Below are 18,895 nucleotides of genomic sequence, written 5' to 3' on the forward strand. Positions count from 1 at the left end.
AGAATAAGGGCTTGCTGAAGCTTGGTACGACCGTTCAGTTCGGGTGAGCGGCGGCGGCTAAGAGAGCTGCCGCTGCATCAGGTCCATCATCTGCTGCATCATCCGCTGCTGGTCCTGCAGGTGCTGGTTGCGCAATTCGGCCATGGCCAGCTGGTGGGCCATTTGCTGGGTGTAAAGGGCCGTCTGCCAGCTCGTATCTGCCGTCGCAGGCGCGGCAACGGCGGCAGGGGCCGGCGCGGGCTGAGCCGGGGCAGCGGGCACCTCGACGGGGGCCGGTGCAACGGGGGCCGGCGCGGCAACCGGGGCTACGAGGGGCGCCTCCTCTGCAGCCGGAGCGGGTGGCGTTGGGGTTACGGCGGCTGGCTTTGGGGCCGGCGGGGGTGTCGGGGCCGCTTCCTGCGCCTCCGCTGGAGCGGCGGTGGCATCTTCGGCTGCATCGGTCAGCATTGGCTCGCGACCTTCCAGCAACCAGTCTTTCGACACATTTGGATACACTTCAAATACTTTGCAAAGAAGGTCGAAACCGGGCTTATTTCGCTCGTCTACCAGGTGCTGAATGACGGTGGCGGTCTTGTCCAGCGACATGGCAAAGGCATTTTTAGATAAACCCAAATGGTTTATCAGCTGAGTAAACCGTTGTCCGACCGTTGTTTGCGTTGCCATGCCTGAAGTGTGCCTGTTGAATGCGGCGGCAATATAGCACCAAATGAAAAAGCCGGCTGCTTTCCGAAGAAAGCAGCCGGCTTGTTGACAGTTGAGCGGGGCCTTCCCTCCTACTCGAAACGCAGGCTTTCGATGGGGTCGAGGGCGGCGGCTTTGCTGGCCGGGTAGTAACCCGAGGCCAGCCCTACGGTGATGCAGATAATCAGGCCCACGCTCATCCAGAGCCAGGGAATAATAAAGCCCCCGCTGCCTACCAGCAACGACACGGCGTTGCCGATGCCCACGCCCAGCAGAATGCCCAGCGTGCCGCCCAGCACGCAAATCACAATGGCCTCGATGAGGAACTGCTGGCGGATGAGCAGCGCCGTGGCCCCCATGGCCTTGCGCACCCCAATCTCGCGCGTACGCTCGGTTACCGATACCATCATGATGTTCATGAGGGCGATGCTGGCGCCGAGCAGCGTGATGAAGCCCACCAGAAAGCCGCCGATGCGCAGGTTGCCCGACAGCGCGTCGAGCTTGCCGGCCAGCGAGTCGGAGCGCTCTATTTCGAAGCTGTTGGGCTGGCCCAGCGCATCCTGGCGCACGGCGCGCATGATGCCGGTGGCCTCGCCGGTGAGGTAGTTGAGCTGGCTGGCGTCGGTGGTGGCCGTTTTTATGTCGTAGGTGAGGGCCCGCTGCCGGGGCAGCTGGTTGCCCGTTTCCAGTGGCACGAGCATCAGCCGGTCGGCCCCGCCGCCGCCCATGGTGCTGCCGCTTTTGGCCAGCTCGCCCACCACCTGAAACCGCCGCCCCAGCATGTACACGTACTGGTTTACCGGGCTTTGCTTAGGGAAAAGCTTGTCCTTGATTTCGGAGCCCACAATGACCACGTTGGCCCCGGTTTCCAGCTCCGTGGGCGAGAAGCCGCGGCCGCTTTTAAGGTCGTAGCTCTGGATGAGCAGGTAGTTTTCGTCGCCGGCCACCACCTGCATGTTGGGGTTGGTTTTTTCGCCGTTGGCCTTTACCTCGGTGGCCCCGGCCACGAAGGCCGAAATGCCCACTTTAGCCTCGTCGCCGAGCTGTTGCTTGTACTGGCGGGCCTGCAGATAGGTGATGGCCGGGTAGGTTTTGGCTTGCACCCCGCCCCGGCGGCCGCCATTGCTGTAGCCCTTGGTAATTTCGAAGGAGTTGGCCCCCAGGCTGGCAAACGTGGAGTTGAGCGAGGCCTTGATGGCATCGATGGCCGTGAGAATGCCCACCAGCGACATAATGCCGATGCTCACGATCAGGGCCGTGAGAATGGTGCGCAGCAGGTTGCTGCCAATGGAACGAAACGCCTCTTTTATGTTTTCCAGCAGGTGCATTGGGTTGGGCTGTTAGCGTATAGCGGTTGGCTGTCGGCTTCCGTTCTGGGCTTCAGAAGAAAAGCGGCGGCGCACTATTGATTGAGTTTTCGGGCGGGTTGCGGCTCTTCTGAGAATTGATTTTCAGCGTTCTTGCCGCTACCCGGGCCCGACGGGCCGCCCGTGCAAGGTAGCGCGTTTGGCCCGAAACTCCGCCCCGATTCGTTACCTTTCGGTGGGCCGCCGCCGCGGGCCCGTTCACAATTGTTTGCCATGAAAAATCTTCGTCTGCTGAGTTTGCTGCTGGTGCTGGCCGCCCTTCTGGGCGCTGGTCCGGTGGCTTGGGCCAACCATATCCTCATCCCGATGGACAAAACCCAGAAGGAGCACCTGAAGGCCTACGGCGCCGCCTATTGGCTGCTGGGCCGGCAGGTGGAGGTGGACTGGCTGCTCAACTACCGCGGCGGGGCCTTCGCCTGCGACGTGGTGCCGGGCGCCGAAAACGAGCTGGCCGTGCGCGGCGTGAGCTACCAGGTGATTTCGGAGGCCCAGTACACCAGCATCCTCTCGGAAATAGCCGACCCCAACGCCAACATGGACGTGATGAAGCTGGAGAAGGTGCCCAAAATTGCGGTGTACACGCCCAAGGGCAAAATGCCCTGGGACGACGCCGTGACGCTGGTGCTCACGTACGCCGAAATCCCCTTCACTCCCATCTACGACGACGAAGTGCTACGCGGCGACCTGCCCAAGTACGACTGGCTGCACCTGCACCACGAGGACTTTACGGGCCAGTACGGCAAGTTCTACGCCACCTACCGCGCGCGCCCCTGGTACCAGCAGCAGCAGCGCGACGCCGAAGCCGCGGCCAAGCGCAACGGCTTTGCCAAAGTCAGCCAGATGAAGGGCGCAGTAACCGTGAAAATGCAGGAATTTATTGCCGGCGGCGGCTTTCTGTTCGCCATGTGCTCGGCCACCGACTCGTACGATATTGCCCTGGCCGGCCTGGGCATAGATATGGTGGAGAGCATGTACGACGGCGACCCGGCCGACCCGCAGGCCCAGCAAAAGCTCAACTTCAACCGCACGCTGGCCTTCCAGAACTTCCAGCTGCGCCTGAACCCCTACGAGTACGAGTACTCCAACATCGACATGGACCCGCGCGAGCGGGGCGTGTACGAAGACAACGACTACTTCGCCCTGTTCAACTTCTCGGCCAAGTACGACCCGGTGCCCACCATGCTCACCCAAAACCACGAGCGCACCATCAAGGGCTTTATGGGCCAGACCACGGCCTTCCGCCAGGGCTTGGTGAAGCCCGACGTGGTGGTAATGGGCGACAACAAGGCCTCGGGCGAAGTGCGCTACATGCACGGCACGCTGGGCAAAGGCACCTGGACCTTCTATGGCGGCCACGACCCCGAAGACTACCAGCACATGGTGGAAGAAGAGCCCACCGACCTGAGCCTGCACCCCAACTCCCCCGGCTACCGTCTCATCCTCAATAACATCCTGTTCCCGGCCGCCAAAAAGAAGAAGCAGAAAACCTGAGTGTGAGAAGTGAGAAGTGAGAAGTGAGAAGTGAGAAAGGATACGCGGTGCCGGTGGGCAACGGCTAGCTACTCGGTCTCCAGCTGAATAACGGTCCGCTCGGGCGCAACGGCGGAATCTTCGTAGTAGCAGTGCCACTGCGCATCCGGCGTAAGGCCCTGAATGGTGTGGCCATCTTCGATGACGGGGCCGTTTTCGAAGATGTAGTAGGCGTAGCCTGTCAGCCGGGCGGCCACCTGACCGGGGTCGAGGTCGGCGAAGCGGAGCTGGAAATCCGGCAGGCCCAGCGCGTGCAGCCCGAGCGTGTCCATCAGCATCTGCTGCGCGTCGCTGTCGGCGATGTTGTAGAAACGCACATTCAGCAGCCCGCTTAGCGCCTCCGCGCCCCGCGCCAGAAAATCCTGTGGCGCCATCAGCTTCTGGCTGCTTTGGAAATACAGCGCCTGCGGCTGCAACACCGGCACCAGCGCGTCCAGCACCTTATTAAATAGTTCTACCCGCTGCGCCTCCGATAGGGTGCGGGTCATAAAATCAGTCACGATGAGTTCGTACTGGCAGGTGGCCAGCGTGGTTTCAGCCTCGGGCCAGTGCCAGCTTTGCTGCAACGCTGGCGCCAACCCTTCGCGGTTTTTTAAAGGCGCGGGCTCTGTCAGCAGAACAGAAGCCGGCACCTGTTTGGCATCCGCAAATTCGGCCAGATAACCAGGAAAGAAGAAAACCAGCCCGCTATCCGGGTTATCAACCTGCCCAAGCTGCTGGCGCAACGCCGCCGCCAGCCCCCCCGGACTGAGCGTAGGCGGGGAGGCAAAAAACAGCCGGGCCGATAACAATTCGGGTTCGTTTTCCAGCATCATACGGCCGAAGTTATGCGAGTATCAGTCAGTCAGACCTACTGCCGATTTGCGGCAATTGGGTAGCGGCTACTTTTCCAGCCGCATAAACTGTTGCACGAGGTCGGGCAGGTCGGCGGTTTTTTCGGGGTCGATGGGCAGGGTCAGGTCGATGAGCACGGGCTGGCCTTTGGCCACGCCGAACACGATGTACTGGTAGGCCATGCCGCCCGCCTCGGTTGGGTAGGTCAGGCGCGAGCCCTGGGCGGGCGGGCCGTCGAGCAGCGTGCAGGTGAAGGGGCTGATTTCGACGTTTTTGCGCTTCTTTTTCGCCATCCGCAGGTATTCGGGCGGGAAGGTGCGCATCACGTTGTAATCGAGGTACACCCAGGCCAGCTGGTAGGCCGGGCCGGTTACCTCGCTGCTCGAAACGGCGGTGTAACCGTTTTCCAGGGGCAGATCGAGGCCGCAGAAGTTGAGTTGCGGGCCGGCCGGCGCCTGCGCCCGGCCAGTAAAGGGCAGCGCCAGCAGCAGCGCAAATAAAAACAAATGCTTCATGGGTAAGTGCTCAGGCGGGCAAAACAGGCAATATGACTGGCGACTAAACTACAAATTACCCGGTAAGCGGCCAACTTTATTCGCTCAACCTACGTTTTTGCCCGGCTAATGCATCCGGTCGTCGCGCACGGGCAGGCGCGTGATGATGTCGCCCTCGATGCGCAGCAGCTCCTGAAAGCGCACGTCTACCTCGCGCGGGTCGGCGTATTCCTTGGCCAGCTCCACGTAGCTCACGAAGTGGCCGGCTTCGGAGGCCATCAGCTCGTAGTAGAACTGGCTCAGGCCGGGGTCGGGGATGTGCTTCCAGAGCAGCTTGAACCGCTCGCAGCTGCGGGCCTCAATGAGCGCGCTCACCAGCAGCTGATCCATGAGCTGCCGCTCGCGCGGACCGCCCTTGCGCACGTGGGTTAGCAGCTGCACCACGTACTCGTCGCGGCGCGGGCGGCCCAGGGCGAAGCCGCGCTGGCGCAGCTCCTGCAGCACGCGGGCAAAATGCTCCCACTCCTCGGCCACCAGCGCCGTCAGCTCCTCCACCAGCCGGGTTTTTTCGGGGTATTTGAGGATGAGCGAAATGCCGGTGCTGGCCGCTTTCTGCTCGCAGTAGGCGTGGTCAACCAGAATATCTTCGAGGTTTTTGCTGGCAATATCCACCCAGCGCGGGTCGGTATTGAGCTTGAGCTTGAGGATGGTTTTCATTATAGGTATTAGGACTTAGGGACTTAGGTGTTAGATTCAACTCAAGTTGCGGACTACTAGACTAGAACCAGCGCTAGCCTTGATTTAACAGCCTGCAACTTGGGTTAGATTTAAGATACACGGGGGTAAGACAATATTCGGTTGGCGTTAGTCCGTCTGAACGTCACTAAGTCCTAAGCCCCTAATACCTAAGCCCTAGTTAAAGAACTGCCAGCGCAGGCCGAATTCGAGGCGGCGGGGCAGGGCGGTGTAATAGGGCGTGGCGAAGTAGCCCGACTGGGCCTTGAACTGGTTGACGTAGGCCACTTTCAGAAACACGCCCACCGTTTTGATGTCGGCATTCACGAACACGTCGGCCACCGGTACGCTGCGGATGGTGAAGTGGTCCTGCACGAAGAACTGCTGGGTGCTGGGGCTGTAGTCGTAGGCCTGCCAGCGCGACTGGTAGTAGCCCTGCACGCCCACCTGCCCGAACAGCGCCTTCTTGAACAAGTAGCCCTGATAATACAGCCGCGCCTCGCCCACCACGGCCGGAATGTGCAGGGCCGGGTTGTCGGAGCCGGCGCCGGCCGTGAAGGTGGCCTGGGTTTCGAAGAACAGCTTGCCCACGCTGCCGCGGTAGTGGCCCATCAGGCTGCTGATCAGAAACTCCTCTTTGGCCTGCCGGGGGCCCAGCAGGTGGCGCTTATCGGCGCCGGTGGCGTAGTAGATGTAGTTGTTCAGGTACGCGGCCGTGCCCACCACCTCCACGAAATGCACGCCCAGCTGCCGGGCGGCCCGCACCCGCAGCTGCTGTACCTGCACGTTATCAAAGTTATTATCCCAGCGGAAGTGGTTGCCCCATAGCTGCTGCTCGGTGAGCGTGGGCGCCACGCTGGTCAGCAGCAGCTCGCCGCTCAGAAAGCCCAGCCGGGCCCGGCCGCTGAGCCAGTATTCGGTCTGCGCCGGGTCCTTCAGATCGGGCTTGATTTCGCCGGCCGTTTCGATGGCGAACTGCCGGTACTGAAACGCCGCCGTGCCACCCGCAAACAGCTGGGTGCCCCCTTGCGGGCGCAGCGTATCGCGCGCCACCGCCGGCGAGCCGTAGGCCGAGCGCGTTTTAAGCGAAAAAAAGCGCTGGCGGGTATACAGCCGGTAGCTCACCAGCTGGCTCTGCCCCAGTACGCCCACGGTGTTTTCGAGCTGCCGGAACTCAGCCCGGTCGTCGGTGAGGGCCGTGCTGAGCAGCGGCGCGCCGGGGTAAAACGGGTAGAGGCCGGCGCTGGCCGGCACCGGCTGCTTGTCTTCGTAGCGGTTAAGCTGCCGGCTCCAGTCGATGAGCTGGTACGCCGTCAGCCCCCGGCCCAGCAAATCGTAGCGGTGCAGCAGCCGGGCCCGGTCGCGCGAGTCGCGGTTTTTGGCCTGGGTCAGGTTCACCTGCTCGCGTTGGTAATCAAACAGCTCGCTCAGGTCGAGTTTTGTACCCGGCAGGCCGTCGTCAATAGTATCGGAAGCCAGGGGCCGGATGCCGCCCTGCTCGGCCACCGTGTGGCGGGCCGTGGCAAAGTGGCCCATGGCCCGGTAGCGGTTGTTGGGCGACTGGTAACGGGCGAAAAACGTAAAGTTGTTGTGCTCAGTCTGGCCCGTTTTGGTGTTGCTGACGGCCAGAATCTTGTTGCTCCCGAGCCGCTCGTAGTTGAAGCCCACGTTGAAGCGCTTTTTGAGGCTGCGGGCGTAGCCCAGCTCGAACACCTGCTCGTAGGGGTTACCCTGAAAAAACCGAAAAAACGTGTACGGCGACTTCGTGTCGTAGTAATTCACGTCGTCGGGCTGGCGGGCGTACTGGTCGAACACATTGCGGCCCAGACGGGCGCCCAGCTGGCGGTTGGCCTGCCACAGCAGCGGCCGCGAAGCCGAGCCGAAGTAGCCCAGCGTCTGCTGAAACGCGGTGTCGTGGGTCCAGTAGCGGTTCTGGGGCAGGCGCGTCAGGGTCGAGTCCACCACCCGGCCCACGGTGTCGCCGCGCAGCAGGTCGCGTTCCTTGAGCACGAAAGTGGTGTGCGCCCCGTAGGTGTTGCGGGTCGAGTCGTCGAGAATCTGGGCGCGGCCGGCCCTCGGGTTCAGCAGGGCCAGGGCCAGCAGGCCGGCCAGCAGCAGCCAGCGCAGCGGCGTTTTATAGAAGAATAACAACGGAAAATCAGCCAACGGCGGGAAGCGGAAAGGTCGGGGCGAGCAGGGAAGCCAGCCGGGCCTCCCCGTCGGCGAGGAACCGGACGGTAATCGGGATGTAAAATACGGGCAAATCGGCCACACTTGCCGCCAGCGCGGGCTCCTGCAGCCGGGCCGCGTCCTTCTGGGTGGTCAGAACGCACTGGCCGGGCTGGCATTGTGCCGCCAGGGCCGCCAGTTCGGCGGATGTGAAGGCATGGTGGTCGGCGAAGCGGGCGTGGTGGGCGACGCGGTAGCCGGCCGCCGCCAGGTGCGCCAGCAGCGGGCCGGGCTGGGCAATGCCGGTCAGCAGCAGCACTTCGCTCCCACCCGCTGGTGCCGCTACCAGGCCGGCCGCCGTGCCGGGCACGGGCACCGGCGGGCCGTAGTCGTAGCCGGAAAACAGTACCGGTACTGCGGGCCGGGCGTAGCGGTGCACCTGCGCCGTAATAGCCGCCCGGGCCGCCGCGCTCAGGTCGGGCGCGCATTTGGTGATGATGACGGCGTCGGCGCGGGCGGCCCCGGCGCGGCTTTCGCGCAGGCGGCCGGCGGGCAGCACGTGGTCGGCGTAAAAAGGCCGCTGCTGCTCGCTAAGCAGAATATTGATGGTCGGCCGCACGCGGCGGTGCTGGTAGGCATCGTCGAGCACTACGGCCGTACTATACGGTGCGTCAGCCAGCAGCTGCCGGATGCCGGCCGCCCGGTCTTCGCTCACGGCCACTGGCACGGTGCCGCCAAACTGCCCGAACTGCTGCCAGGGCTCGTCGCCCACCGTAGCGGCCGAATCGAGGGCCGTGGCGAGGCGGTAGCCCCGGGTGCGGCGGCCGTAGCCCCGGCTCAGCAGGGCCGGGTGCTGCCCGCGGGCCTGCAGCCAGGCCACCAGCCAGGCCACATGGGGCGTTTTGCCGGTGCCGCCCACCCGCAGGTTGCCCACGCTGACAACGGGCACCTCCGCGAAGGCCACGCTACGCTTCCAGCCCCGGTCGTAGAGCCAGTTACGCCCCGCCAGCACGGCCGCGTAGAGCCAGCTGAAAGGCAGCAGTAAAATGGTCAGGAGAGAATTCAAAAGGCTATTTTCTGGGCCGCTGAAACGGTTTGTAGAGACGCGACCCATCGCGTCTCCTCGTTGCTGACGTTGACCGTTCGGTATCTGACCGTTCAACAACGAGACGCAAATATGCGTCTCTACACCGTTGCGGCCGCCGCAAAAGTAGCGGGTTGGGCTGGGTTGGCGGGCAGTTTCAGACCAGAAAGCCACCTTTGCTTCCATGAGCTCGTAGTTCTCATGCGGCCTTTCCTGCGCGCCCTTCCCCCGTCCCTGCTCCCATCTTTCCCACCCATGCCCTTTGCCGACCGCCTGCTCCAGTCCCTCACCGATTTCCCGCTGCCCCCGCCTCTGCCCGATGGCGTGACGGCCTACAGCCCCTACCAGGAGCCGGAGCCACGGGCGCTGTTCACCGAGTTTGCCCGCCGCTACTATACTGGCGACCAACCCCGGGTGGCGGTGCTGGGCATCAACCCCGGCCGGCTGGGCAACGGCCGCAGCGGCGTGGCCTTCACCGACGGGCCGGCCCTCACGGCCTGGGGAATCGAGCACGCGCTGCCGATGCGCCGCGAGCCGTCGAGCGAGTTTATGCAGGCCGTGGTGGAGGGCTGGGGCGGCCCGGAGCCGTTCTACCGGCAGTTCTACGTCGGCTCGCTCTACCCGCTGGTGCTGCTCAAGGATGGCCGCAACTACAACTTCTACGACGCGCCGGCCCTCACCGAAGCCCTTTGGCCCGACATCCAAACCAACCTGCGGCAGCTGGTAACAGATGTGGGCGTGGCCCGGCCGGCGGCCGTGTGCCTGGGCCGGCGCAACGCCAAGTTCTTTCAGCGCCTCAACGATGAGCTGGGCCTTTTCGAGCAGCTGTACGTGCTCGACCACCCGCGCTACCTCATGCAGTACCAGCGCCGCTGCCTAACCGAAAACGTGGCCCGTTACGTGGAAGTATTGGCCCAGGCCGCCGGGTTGTAGCGCGATTCGCAGAACAGCCGTAGCGCGAAGCTTCCGCTTCGCGTATCGTTGAACGATGTCGTGTAAAAGTCAGCAACGACACGCGAAGTGGAAGCTTCGCGCTACATTCAGGCGGCCTGGGCCAGCTATTTTTGCCTTTTAACTCCCACTTGATATGCCCCAACTACTCGACCTGATGCGCGTGCTGGAAGCCGCCGCCCCGCTGGCTTACCAGGAAAGCTACGACAACGCCGGCCTGCAGTGCGGCGACCCGCAGATGGACATAACGGGCGTGCTCATCAGCCTCGACTGCACCCCGGCTGTGGTCGACGAGGCCATCCGGCGCGGTTGCAACGTGGTGGTAGCCCACCATCCGCTCATCTTCAAGCCCCTCAAGCGCCTGACGGGGGCCAACGAGGTGGAGCAGACGCTGCTGAAGGCTATCCGGCACGACGTGGCCCTGTATGCCGCCCACACCAACCTCGACAACGTGGCCCACGGCGTCAACCGCCAGCTGGCCAATAAGCTGGGGCTGGAAAACGGCCGCATCCTCGACCCCAAACCGGGTTTGCTGGCCAAGCTCATTACCTACGTGCCGGCCCCGCAGACCGCGGCCGTGCTGGCGGCGCTTTACGCGGCCGGAGCGGGGCAGGTGGGGCAGTACTCCGAGTGCAGCTTCCGCACGGAGGGCACGTTCACGTTTACGCCCGGTGCGGGCACCAACCCGTTTGTGGGCCAGCCCGGCCAGCCCCACACCGGCTCCGAGCAACGCGTGGAAGTGCTGCTGCCGCTGCACCTGCAACGGTCGGCGCTGGCCGCGTTGCGCGCCGCGCATCCGTATGAAGAAGTGGCCTACGAAATCGTGAAGCTCGAAAACAGCCACCAGGATGTGGGCTCGGGCTTTGTGGGTGAGCTGCCCGAGGCGCTGAGCCCGGCCGAGTTCCGGCAGCGGCTGCGGCAGGCGCTGGGCGTGCCGGTGGTGAAGTACACCGACTTCGAGCGGCCCATTAAAAAAGTGGCGCTGTGCGGCGGGGCAGGCGCGTTTCTGATTGGCAAAGCCCGCGCCGCCGGAGCCGACGCCTACGTGACCGGCGACCTGAAATACCACGAATATTTCGGCGCCGAAGGCCGGCTGATGCTTTGCGACGTCGGCCATTTTGAGAGCGAGCAATTCACCGGCGAAATATTCCGGGATTTGCTTGCCGCGAACTTTGGAAGTACTTTTGCGGTCTTAATCGCACAGACCCTCACCAACCCCGTCCGATATGATTTCTAACCCAGCCGCCGCGGAAGTTACCGTTGCCAGCAAACTGGAGAACCTGCTACACCTGCAGCAAATTGACTCGCAACTGGACGAAATTCGGCGCGTACGCGGCGATTTGCCCGAGGAAGTGCAGGACCTGGAGGACGAAATTGCCGGCTACGAGGTGCGCGTCAGCAAGTTCGACGAGGAAATTGCCGGCCTCAACGACCAGATCAAGCAGCGCAAGCAGGCCATCAAGGATGCCGACGGCCTGATCAAGCGCTACGAGGAGCAGCAGCAGAACGTGCGCAACAACCGCGAGTACGAGGCGGTGGCCAAGGAAATCGAGCTGCAGAAGCTGGAAATCCAGATTGCCGAGAAGAAAATGAAGGAGGCTCAGTACCAGATTGAGCAGAAAAACAACGACATCAGCGGCACCAAGCAGCGCCTGATTGAGCGGAAGAAAGACCTCGACAACAAGAAGGGCGAGCTGGAAACCATCATCGGCGAGAGTGAGGCCGACGAGAAGAAGCTCATGGACCAGCGCAACAAGGCCGTGAAGCCCATCGAAGACCGCCTGCTGACGGCCTACACCCGCATCCGCGGCAACGTGCGCAACGGCCTGGCCGTGGTAGAGGTGAAGCGCGACGCCTGCGGCGGCTGCTTCAACACGGTGCCCCCCCAGCGCCAGGCGGATATCATCTCGCACAAGAAAATCATCGTTTGTGAGCACTGCGGCCGCATTTTCGCCGACGTGGAGGCCCGCGGCGAGTAAGCAGCTTATGTTTTAGCTTCGAAGAACGGCCTCTTTCCGGGGCCGTTCTTTTTTTATTCTATGGAATTTCCCGCAGAGGTGCGCCGAGGATTTCGCAGAGGTGCGCTGAGAGCGTGCTGGCTGGTCGTACTCTGCTCAGCGAACCTCTGCGCGGCCCTCGGCGCGCCTCTGCGGGAACCCGTATCAGACCTCACGCCCACCCAGGTCCGCGCCTACGCCGAGGTGCTGAACATGCGCCCCGCCGCCGCCCGGGCGTTGCTGGGCCCCGGAACCGATGCCGGCACGCTGCTGGTGCAGGATTGCCTGAGCATCACCGAGCTGCTCGTCAGCCAGGATGCCGCCCGTTTTGCAGGCACCGTGCAGGCCCAGGACCGGCATCTGGCGGCGCTCGAAAATCAAACGGGGCCGCTGGCCGAGTATGCGGCGGCCGAAATCCGGCTGCACCAAGCGGCGGCGCAAGTCGTGTTTGGCCAGGAGGTACGCGGGGCCTGGAGCCTGCGCCGCAGCTACCAGGCCATGCAGCGCGTAACCGAGCGCTACCCCAACTACCTGCCGGCCCGCAAAACGCTCGGGATGCTGCAGTTTTTCATTGGCTCGCTGCCCGAAGGCTACCGCTGGTTTCTACGCCTGCTGGGGTTGCCGGGCTCGGTAGATGCGGGTTTGGCCAACCTGCGCCGGGCCGCCAGCCAGCCCAACGATTTCCAGCTTGAAGCCCGGCTGGTGCTGGCTTTGCTCGAAGAAACCTATTACAAGAAGCCCGCCGCGGCCCTGGCCCTGGTGGAGAATCTGCGCCGGCAGCAGCCCGAAAACCAGCTGGTTACGTTCCTGCTCGTCAGCCAGCTGAAAAAACAGCACCGCACCGACGAGGCCCTGGTGGCCTACCGCGCCCGCCCCACTGGCCCGGCCTACCTGCCACTGCCCTACCTGCACCACCTAGCCGCCGACCTGCTGCTCTACCAGGGCCAGTACCCGGCCGCGCGCCGCGAAAACGAGCTGTTTCTGCAGCAGTACCGCGGCCGGCACTACCTGAAGGATGCCTACTTCAAGCTGTACCTGGCCTGCTGGCTGGGAGGCGATGCGCCGGCCGCCGCCCGCTACCGCGCCCGCATCGGTCCGGCGGGCCGCACGGTGCTGGAAGAGGACAACTACGCCCAACGCTTCTTCGACGACCCGCAGCCGCTCGATGCCACGCTCACCCGCGCCCGCCTCCAGATTGACGGCGGCTACTACCGTCCGGCCCTGGCTACGCTGGCCACCTTCCGGGCCACCGCCACTACGCCCCTGCGCAACCAGCTGGAGCTGCTCTACCGCCGCGCCCGGGCCCTGCACCTGCTCGGCCAGCCCGACTCGGCCCGCGTGCTCTACGCCCAGACCATTGCCCGCGCCGGCCTCGCGCCGTATTACTACGCGCCGCAGTCGGCGCTGCAGCTGGGCTACCTGTACCAGCTGGCGGGCCAGAAGAATACGGCCAAGACGTATTTCCAGAAGGCCCTGAGCTACCCCAAGCACGAGTACAAGAACAGCACCGACACCAAGGCCAAGCTGGCGCTGGCCGAGCTGTAACGCGAACTTTGTAGTTCGCGGGAGTGAACGGTAGTTGCCAGGCCAGCAGCCCGTTCGTTCCCGCGAACTACAAAGTTCGCGTTACAGCTCGGCCGGCTCAGCAAAGCCACTCCATTTTGCCGCTTCCCCTGGCGCAAATCGTACTTTTGCTTTGTGCTGACCTTCCCGCTCACCCAACTGCCCGCCGATTTCCGCGCCCGTGCCCTGCGCTGGGCGGCCGGTTTCGCGCACTGCGCCTACTACGAGCCCAACGACCTGCCCTACCCAGGCGGGCCGTTCCGGCGGCTGCTGGCCGTGGCCGACAGCGCGCCTTATTCCCCGGGCAATCTGGGCGAACTGCCGGCGTGGCTGGAGGGCGGCGCCGGCAGCAAGGCCCCGGCCTGCGGGTTTATCAGCTATGAAGTAAAGGATGAGCTGGAGGCGCTCAGCAGCACCAACCATAGCGAACTAGCCTGGCCGGTGCTGCACTTCTTCCGGCCCCTTACCTGGCTGACCTGGGAAGGCGACCAGCTCGAAATCCACGGCGAAACGGCGGGTGTGCTGGCGGCCATTGCGGCCACTCCCCTGCCCGCCGGGCCGCCCCCGGCCGTGGCCGCCGTGGCGCCCCGCATGCCCCGGGCCGACTACCTGCGGGCCGTAGAAGCGGTGCGCGAGGATATTCTCGACGGGGAGGTGTACGAGCTGAACCTGTGCCAGGAATTCACGGCCGACGCCGGGCAGCTGGACCCGGTGGATCTGTTCGAGCGTCTCAACGCCGCCTCGCCGGCTCCGTTTGCGGGCTTTGTGCGGCACGAAAGCCACTTCCTGCTCTGCGCCTCGCCCGAGCGGTTCGTGCGCCGCACCGGCCCCGAGCTGCTGTCGCAGCCCATTAAAGGCACCATTGCCCGCGGAACCTCGCCCGAGCAAGACGAAATCCAGCGCCAGACCCTGCTGCAAGACGAAAAGGAACGCGCCGAAAACCTGATGATTGTGGATTTGGTGCGCAACGACCTGGCCCGCGTGGCCCAAACCGGCACCGTACGGGTGCCCGAATTGTTTGGGCTGTACCCCTTCCGCCACGTCTGGCAGATGATTTCCAGCATCACGGCCCGGCTCCAACCCAGCCTCGGAGTGGCCGACGTGCTGGGGGCCGCCTTCCCGATGGGCTCGATGACCGGGGCGCCGAAGATCCGGGCCATGCAGCTCATCGAGCACTACGAGCGCAGCCGCCGCGGCCTCTACAGCGGCTCGCTGGGCCTCATCTGGCCCAACGGCGACTTCGATTTCAACGTCGTCATCCGCAGTCTGCAGTACCGCCAGGACACGGGCCACCTCAGCTTCCAGGTCGGCTCGGCCATCACCTACGACTCGGTGCCCGAGCGCGAGTACGCCGAGTGCCTGCTCAAAGCCCGGGCTATCCTGGAGGTGCTGGGCGCCGAGGTGAGATAGTGAGATGGTGAAATGGTGAGTTTGATATTTTGGGGGCCTGATTGCACTACTTGCACCATTAGGCCCCCAAAACATCAAACTCACCATTTCACCATCTCACCTTCCCTGCCATTCTGTCATTTTTCAGCCCGAAAACCCTACCTTTGCCGCTCTCTGAATTGTGAAGCTGCTGCCCGAAAAAGGCGTATCCGATGGCCCAACCCCTGATTACCCTCGATTTTCTCGACACGCCCACCCTGCCCGCGCCTAGCGTCGATGCCGTTACCCACGCCGACACGCCTTCGGGCGAGGTGCGCGTGAACCCGGCCACCCGCACCGGCCGCTCGCGCAAGCTATATCTGGAAAGCTACGGCTGCCAGATGAACTTCTCCGACTCCGAAATCGTGTCGAGCATCCTGTTCAACGAAGGCTTCGACACCACCGACTCGCTCGACCAGGCCGATCTGGTGCTGCTCAACACCTGCTCCATCCGCGAGAAGGCCGAGCAGACCGTGCGCATGCGCCTTTCGCAGATCAACAGTTACAAAAAGCGCCGCCCCGGCATGCTGGTGGGCGTGCTCGGCTGCATGGCCGAGCGCCTGAAAAGCAAGTTTCTGGAGGAAGAAAAGCTCGTCGACCTCGTAGTGGGTCCCGACGCCTACCGCGACCTGCCCCAGCTCATTTCCCAGGTTGATAGCGGCCAGAAAGCCGTGAACGTGCTGCTGAGCCGCGAGGAAACCTACGCCGACATCACGCCGGTGCGCCTCAACTCCAATGGCATCACGGCCTTTATCAGCATCATGCGCGGCTGCGACAACATGTGCTCGTTCTGCGTGGTGCCCTTCACGCGGGGCCGCGAGCGAAGCCGCGACGCCCACAGCATCGTGCGCGAGGCGCAGGATTTGGTGGCGGCCGGCTACAAGGAAGTGACGCTACTGGGCCAGAACGTGGACTCCTATAAGTGGGCCTCCGAGGATGGCACCGAGCAGGTAAACTTTGCCCAGCTGCTGGAGCAGGTGGCCCTGGTGAGCCCCCAGTTGCGGGTGCGCTTCTCCACCTCCCACCCCAAAGACATTACCGACGAGGTGCTGCACACCATGGCGCGGCACGAAAACATCTGCAAATACATCCATCTGCCGGCCCAAAGCGGCAACTCGCGGATGCTGGCCCTGATGAACCGCACCTACGACCGGCCCTGGTACGAGGAGCGCGTGCAAGCCATCCGCCGCATTTTGGGCGACGACTGCGCCATTTCTACCGACATGATTTCGGGCTTCTGCTCGGAAACCGAGGAGGAGCACCAGGACACGCTCAGCCTGATGGAATACGTGCGCTACGACATGGCCTTCATGTTCTTCTACTCGGAGCGCCCCGGCACACTGGCCGCCCGCAAGCTCGAAGATGACGTGCCGCTGGAAGTGAAAAAGCGCCGCCTGGCCGAAGTCATTGCTCGTCAGAAAGAGCACAGCCGCCAGCGAAACGCCCGCGCCGTGGGCCAGGTGCACCGCGTGCTGGCCGAGAACTTCTCCAAACGCAGCGACGAGCACCTAAGCGGCCGCAACAGCCAGAATCAGGTCATCATCTTCCCCAAGAAACACTACAAGAAGGGTGACTACGTTGATGTGCTGGTCAATGAATCAACCACCAATACGCTGCTGGGCGAAGCGGTTGGATAGTTGTCAGTTGCTCGTTGTCAGTTGTTAGTCATCTTTGGATATGGATAATAGCGCTGAAAGGTCCTACACCGAGCTTGTTGTCTGGCAGAAAAGCAGGGCTTTGGTTAGTATCGTCTATGCAATGACTAAGTGCTTTCCGAAGGAAGAACTTTTCGGTTTGAGCAATCAGCTGCGGCGGGCTGCCGTTTCTATTCCCTCCAACATTGCCGAAGGCTGCGGACGGCAACACACCCGTGACACTCTCCAGTTCTTATTTATTGCTCGGGGTTCCTTATTCGAAGTGGAAACGCAATGCTATCTGGCAACTGACCAGCATTATATATCTACTGACCAATTGCAGCTTGTTTTGACAGCTATTCAGGACTGCAAAAAGCTGCTGCAGGGATTCATTCGGTACTACCGCACGCTTGCACCGTCGTCACAAGCGCATGAGGATGCTGCCCCATACCAAACTGACAACGGACAACTAACAACCGACAACTAAATTGACACCTTCCGAAATACAATCCATCAAGCAGCGCTTCGGCATTATCGGCAACGCGCCTTCGCTGAACTACGCCATTCAGGTGGCGGCGCAGGTGGCCCCGACCGATATGACGGTGCTGATAACGGGTGAGAGCGGCTCCGGCAAGGAGTCGTTTTCCAAGATAATCCACGCCCTTTCGCCCCGCAAGCACGGGCAGTTCATCGCCATCAACTGCGGCGCCATTCCCGAGGGCACGATTGATTCGGAACTGTTTGGCCACGAGAAAGGGTCGTTTACCGGGGCCCAGGAGGCGCGCAAGGGCTATTTCGAGGTGACGAATGGCGGCACTATCTTCCTCGACGAGATTGGCGAAATGCCACTCGGCACCCAGGCGCGGCTGCTGCGGGTGCTCGAAAACGGCGAGTTCATCCGCGTGGGCTCCAGTAAAGTACAGAAAACCGATGTGCGCGTGGTGGCCGCTACCAACGTGAATCTGCTCGACGCCGTGCGCGAGGGCCGCTTCCGCGAAGACCTGTACTATCGCCTCAACACGGTGCCGATTACGGTTCCACCCTTGCGTGAACGGGGTGATGATATCTACTTACTATTTAGAAAGTTCGCTACTGATTTTTCTGACCGTTACCGCGTCAAGCCCATCAGCCTGACGCCCGAGGCGGTGCAGGAGTTGCAGCGGTTCCGGTTTCCCGGCAACATCCGCCAGCTCAAGAACGTGGCCGAGCAGATGTCGGTGCTGGAAACCGACCGCGAGGTGGACGCCCGCCGCCTGCGCCAGTACCTGCCCGCCGACCAGGCCAGCCGCCTGCCCATGCTGGTGCACGCCGCCGGCACCGGCGCCACCGACGGGGCCGGCAACAGCTACTCGGAGCGCGACCTGCTTTACAAGGTGCTCTTCGATATGCGCCGCGACATGACCGACCTCAAGAAGCTGGTACTGGAGCTGGCTACCGGCCAGCGCCCCCACGAAACCCAGGAATTGTTGCGCCAGAACAGCCACCTATTCAGTACCACCGCCGTTGCGCCCTACGAGGGCCCGGGCAGCCGCCCCCTGCGGCCCGAAGGCGGCAGCAACGAATACATCCTCAGCTCGCGCGAGCTAAGCGACGACGATGAGGCCGAATACGAGGAGGAAGACGTGCAGCGGGTGGAGGACATCCCGCACGAAACGGAGGAGGAAACGCTGAGTCTGGAGGCCAAGGAGAAGGAAATGATTATCAAGGCCCTCAAAAAGCACCACAACAAGCGCAAGTACGCCGCCCACGACCTCGGCATTTCCGAGCGCACCCTCTATCGCAAACTCAAGCAGTATGACCTGGAACAAGCGTAATTTTGAGCTGCAAGCCACAAGCTGCAAGCTGCAAGTCGGTCAGTTGCCATCGATTCTATCAGGTTACTGGTTGCGGCTTATAGCTTGCAGCTTGTGGCTTGTGGCTTGCAGCTTACTAAGCGGCTGCGGGGTGTACTCGTTCAGCGGGACCAACATCGACCCCACTATCAAAACGATTTCCATTGCCACGTTTGCCAACAATGCCAGCAACGGACCGGCGTTTTTGTCGCAGCAGTTCACCGAGAGTTTTAAGGACTATTTTCAGCGCAACACCAGCCTCAAGCTCGTGCCGCGCGACGGTGATTTGCAGTTTGAGGGTCAGCTGATTGCCTACGATTTCGCCCCGGCCGCCATTCAGCAGCAAAACGGCGTCGATCAGGCGGGCGCCAACCAGCTTACCATTCAGGTGCGGGTGAAATTCACCAATACCAAGGACCCCAAACAGGACTTCGAGCAGACCCTGCAAACTACCCGCTCGTTTCCGGCCACCCGCGACATTGCCAGCGTCAACAGCGACCAGACGGCGCTGAACGAGCTGTTTCGCAACCTGATTACCGAGGCCTTCAATAAGTCGGTGGCTAACTGGTGATTGGAGCCGGCGCGCGTTTTAGTGC

17 protein-coding genes are annotated in these 18,895 nt (G+C 62.7%); 10 read left to right on the forward strand and 7 right to left on the reverse strand.

Annotated features, from left to right (window positions below; translation table 11 throughout):
• Positions 1–57: 57 nt before the first annotated feature.
• Both H145_RS0105875 and H145_RS0105880 read right to left on the reverse strand, forming a co-directional pair.
• Complete coding sequence (locus H145_RS0105875) at positions 58–585, reverse strand: hypothetical protein (protein ID WP_026351290.1); 528 nt, start codon at positions 583–585, stop codon at positions 58–60.
• 188 nt (positions 586–773) lie between these two features.
• On the reverse strand, positions 774–2,009 hold the full coding sequence (locus H145_RS0105880) for an ABC transporter permease (protein ID WP_019947212.1): 1,236 nt from the start codon (positions 2,007–2,009) through the stop codon (positions 774–776).
• Between the two features lie 252 nt (positions 2,010–2,261).
• Here H145_RS0105880 and H145_RS0105885 point away from each other — a divergent pair, with 252 nt between their 5' ends.
• The gene (locus H145_RS0105885) at positions 2,262–3,539 is read left to right on the forward strand and encodes a hypothetical protein (protein ID WP_019947213.1); all 1,278 of its coding nucleotides are present in this window, start codon (positions 2,262–2,264) and stop codon (positions 3,537–3,539) included.
• Positions 3,540–3,607: 68 nt separating this feature from the next.
• On the opposite strand, the gene H145_RS20150 is transcribed toward H145_RS0105885, so the two are convergent.
• The 5 genes from H145_RS20150 to lpxK all read right to left on the reverse strand — a co-directional run bounded on the left by H145_RS20150 (position 3,608) and on the right by lpxK (position 8,876).
• Complete coding sequence (locus tag H145_RS20150; protein ID WP_019947214.1) at positions 3,608–4,393, reverse strand: DUF4261 domain-containing protein; 786 nt, start codon at positions 4,391–4,393, stop codon at positions 3,608–3,610.
• A gap of 66 nt (positions 4,394–4,459) precedes the next feature.
• Positions 4,460–4,927, reverse strand: coding sequence for a hypothetical protein (locus H145_RS0105895; protein WP_019947215.1), 468 nt, complete (start codon positions 4,925–4,927; stop codon positions 4,460–4,462).
• A gap of 105 nt (positions 4,928–5,032) precedes the next feature.
• A complete protein-coding gene (gene miaE / locus H145_RS0105900; protein ID WP_019947216.1) occupies positions 5,033–5,623 on the reverse strand; it encodes a tRNA-(ms[2]io[6]A)-hydroxylase in 591 nt (196 codons plus the stop codon).
• Positions 5,624–5,818: 195 nt separating this feature from the next.
• Positions 5,819–7,807, reverse strand: coding sequence for a putative porin (locus tag H145_RS0105905; protein WP_019947217.1), 1,989 nt, complete (start codon positions 7,805–7,807; stop codon positions 5,819–5,821).
• On the reverse strand, positions 7,800–8,876 hold the full coding sequence (gene lpxK / locus H145_RS20155; RefSeq protein ID WP_019947218.1) for a tetraacyldisaccharide 4'-kinase: 1,077 nt from the start codon (positions 8,874–8,876) through the stop codon (positions 7,800–7,802). The genes H145_RS0105905 and lpxK overlap by 8 nt, the downstream gene beginning before the upstream one ends.
• Before the next feature lie 273 nt (positions 8,877–9,149).
• On the opposite strand from lpxK, the gene H145_RS0105915 reads away from it, so the two are divergent.
• From H145_RS0105915 to H145_RS0105955, 9 genes are all read left to right on the forward strand, one after another.
• On the forward strand, positions 9,150–9,827 hold the full coding sequence (locus H145_RS0105915) for a uracil-DNA glycosylase family protein (RefSeq protein WP_019947219.1): 678 nt from the start codon (positions 9,150–9,152) through the stop codon (positions 9,825–9,827).
• 154 nt (positions 9,828–9,981) lie between these two features.
• Complete coding sequence (locus H145_RS0105920) at positions 9,982–11,082, forward strand: Nif3-like dinuclear metal center hexameric protein (RefSeq protein ID WP_026351292.1); 1,101 nt, start codon at positions 9,982–9,984, stop codon at positions 11,080–11,082.
• Complete coding sequence (locus H145_RS0105925; RefSeq protein WP_019947221.1) at positions 11,072–11,824, forward strand: zinc ribbon domain-containing protein; 753 nt, start codon at positions 11,072–11,074, stop codon at positions 11,822–11,824. The genes H145_RS0105920 and H145_RS0105925 overlap by 11 nt, the downstream gene beginning before the upstream one ends.
• Before the next feature lie 60 nt (positions 11,825–11,884).
• A complete protein-coding gene (locus H145_RS20160; RefSeq protein WP_157541256.1) occupies positions 11,885–13,387 on the forward strand; it encodes a tetratricopeptide repeat protein in 1,503 nt (500 codons plus the stop codon).
• A gap of 153 nt (positions 13,388–13,540) precedes the next feature.
• A complete protein-coding gene (pabB, locus tag H145_RS0105935) occupies positions 13,541–14,815 on the forward strand; it encodes an aminodeoxychorismate synthase component I (RefSeq protein WP_019947223.1) in 1,275 nt (424 codons plus the stop codon).
• A 191-nt stretch (positions 14,816–15,006) separates the two neighbouring features.
• Positions 15,007–16,470, forward strand: a complete 1,464-nt coding sequence (gene miaB / locus H145_RS0105940; protein ID WP_019947224.1) for a tRNA (N6-isopentenyl adenosine(37)-C2)-methylthiotransferase MiaB — start codon at positions 15,007–15,009, stop codon at positions 16,468–16,470.
• Between the two features lie 40 nt (positions 16,471–16,510).
• Positions 16,511–16,954, forward strand: coding sequence for a four helix bundle protein (locus H145_RS0105945; RefSeq protein ID WP_019947225.1), 444 nt, complete (start codon positions 16,511–16,513; stop codon positions 16,952–16,954).
• Between the two features lies 1 nt (position 16,955).
• Positions 16,956–18,281 carry a sigma-54 interaction domain-containing protein gene (locus H145_RS0105950; protein WP_019947226.1) on the forward strand — a complete coding sequence of 442 codons (1,326 nt, stop codon included), beginning with the start codon at positions 16,956–16,958 and terminating at the stop codon, positions 18,279–18,281.
• 100 nt (positions 18,282–18,381) lie between these two features.
• Positions 18,382–18,870 carry an LptE family protein gene (locus tag H145_RS0105955; protein WP_169513167.1) on the forward strand — a complete coding sequence of 163 codons (489 nt, stop codon included), beginning with the start codon at positions 18,382–18,384 and terminating at the stop codon, positions 18,868–18,870.
• The last annotated feature ends 25 nt before the right edge of the window (positions 18,871–18,895 follow it).

The organism is Hymenobacter aerophilus DSM 13606, assembly GCF_000382225.1.
Classification (GTDB): domain Bacteria; phylum Bacteroidota; class Bacteroidia; order Cytophagales; family Hymenobacteraceae; genus Hymenobacter; species Hymenobacter aerophilus.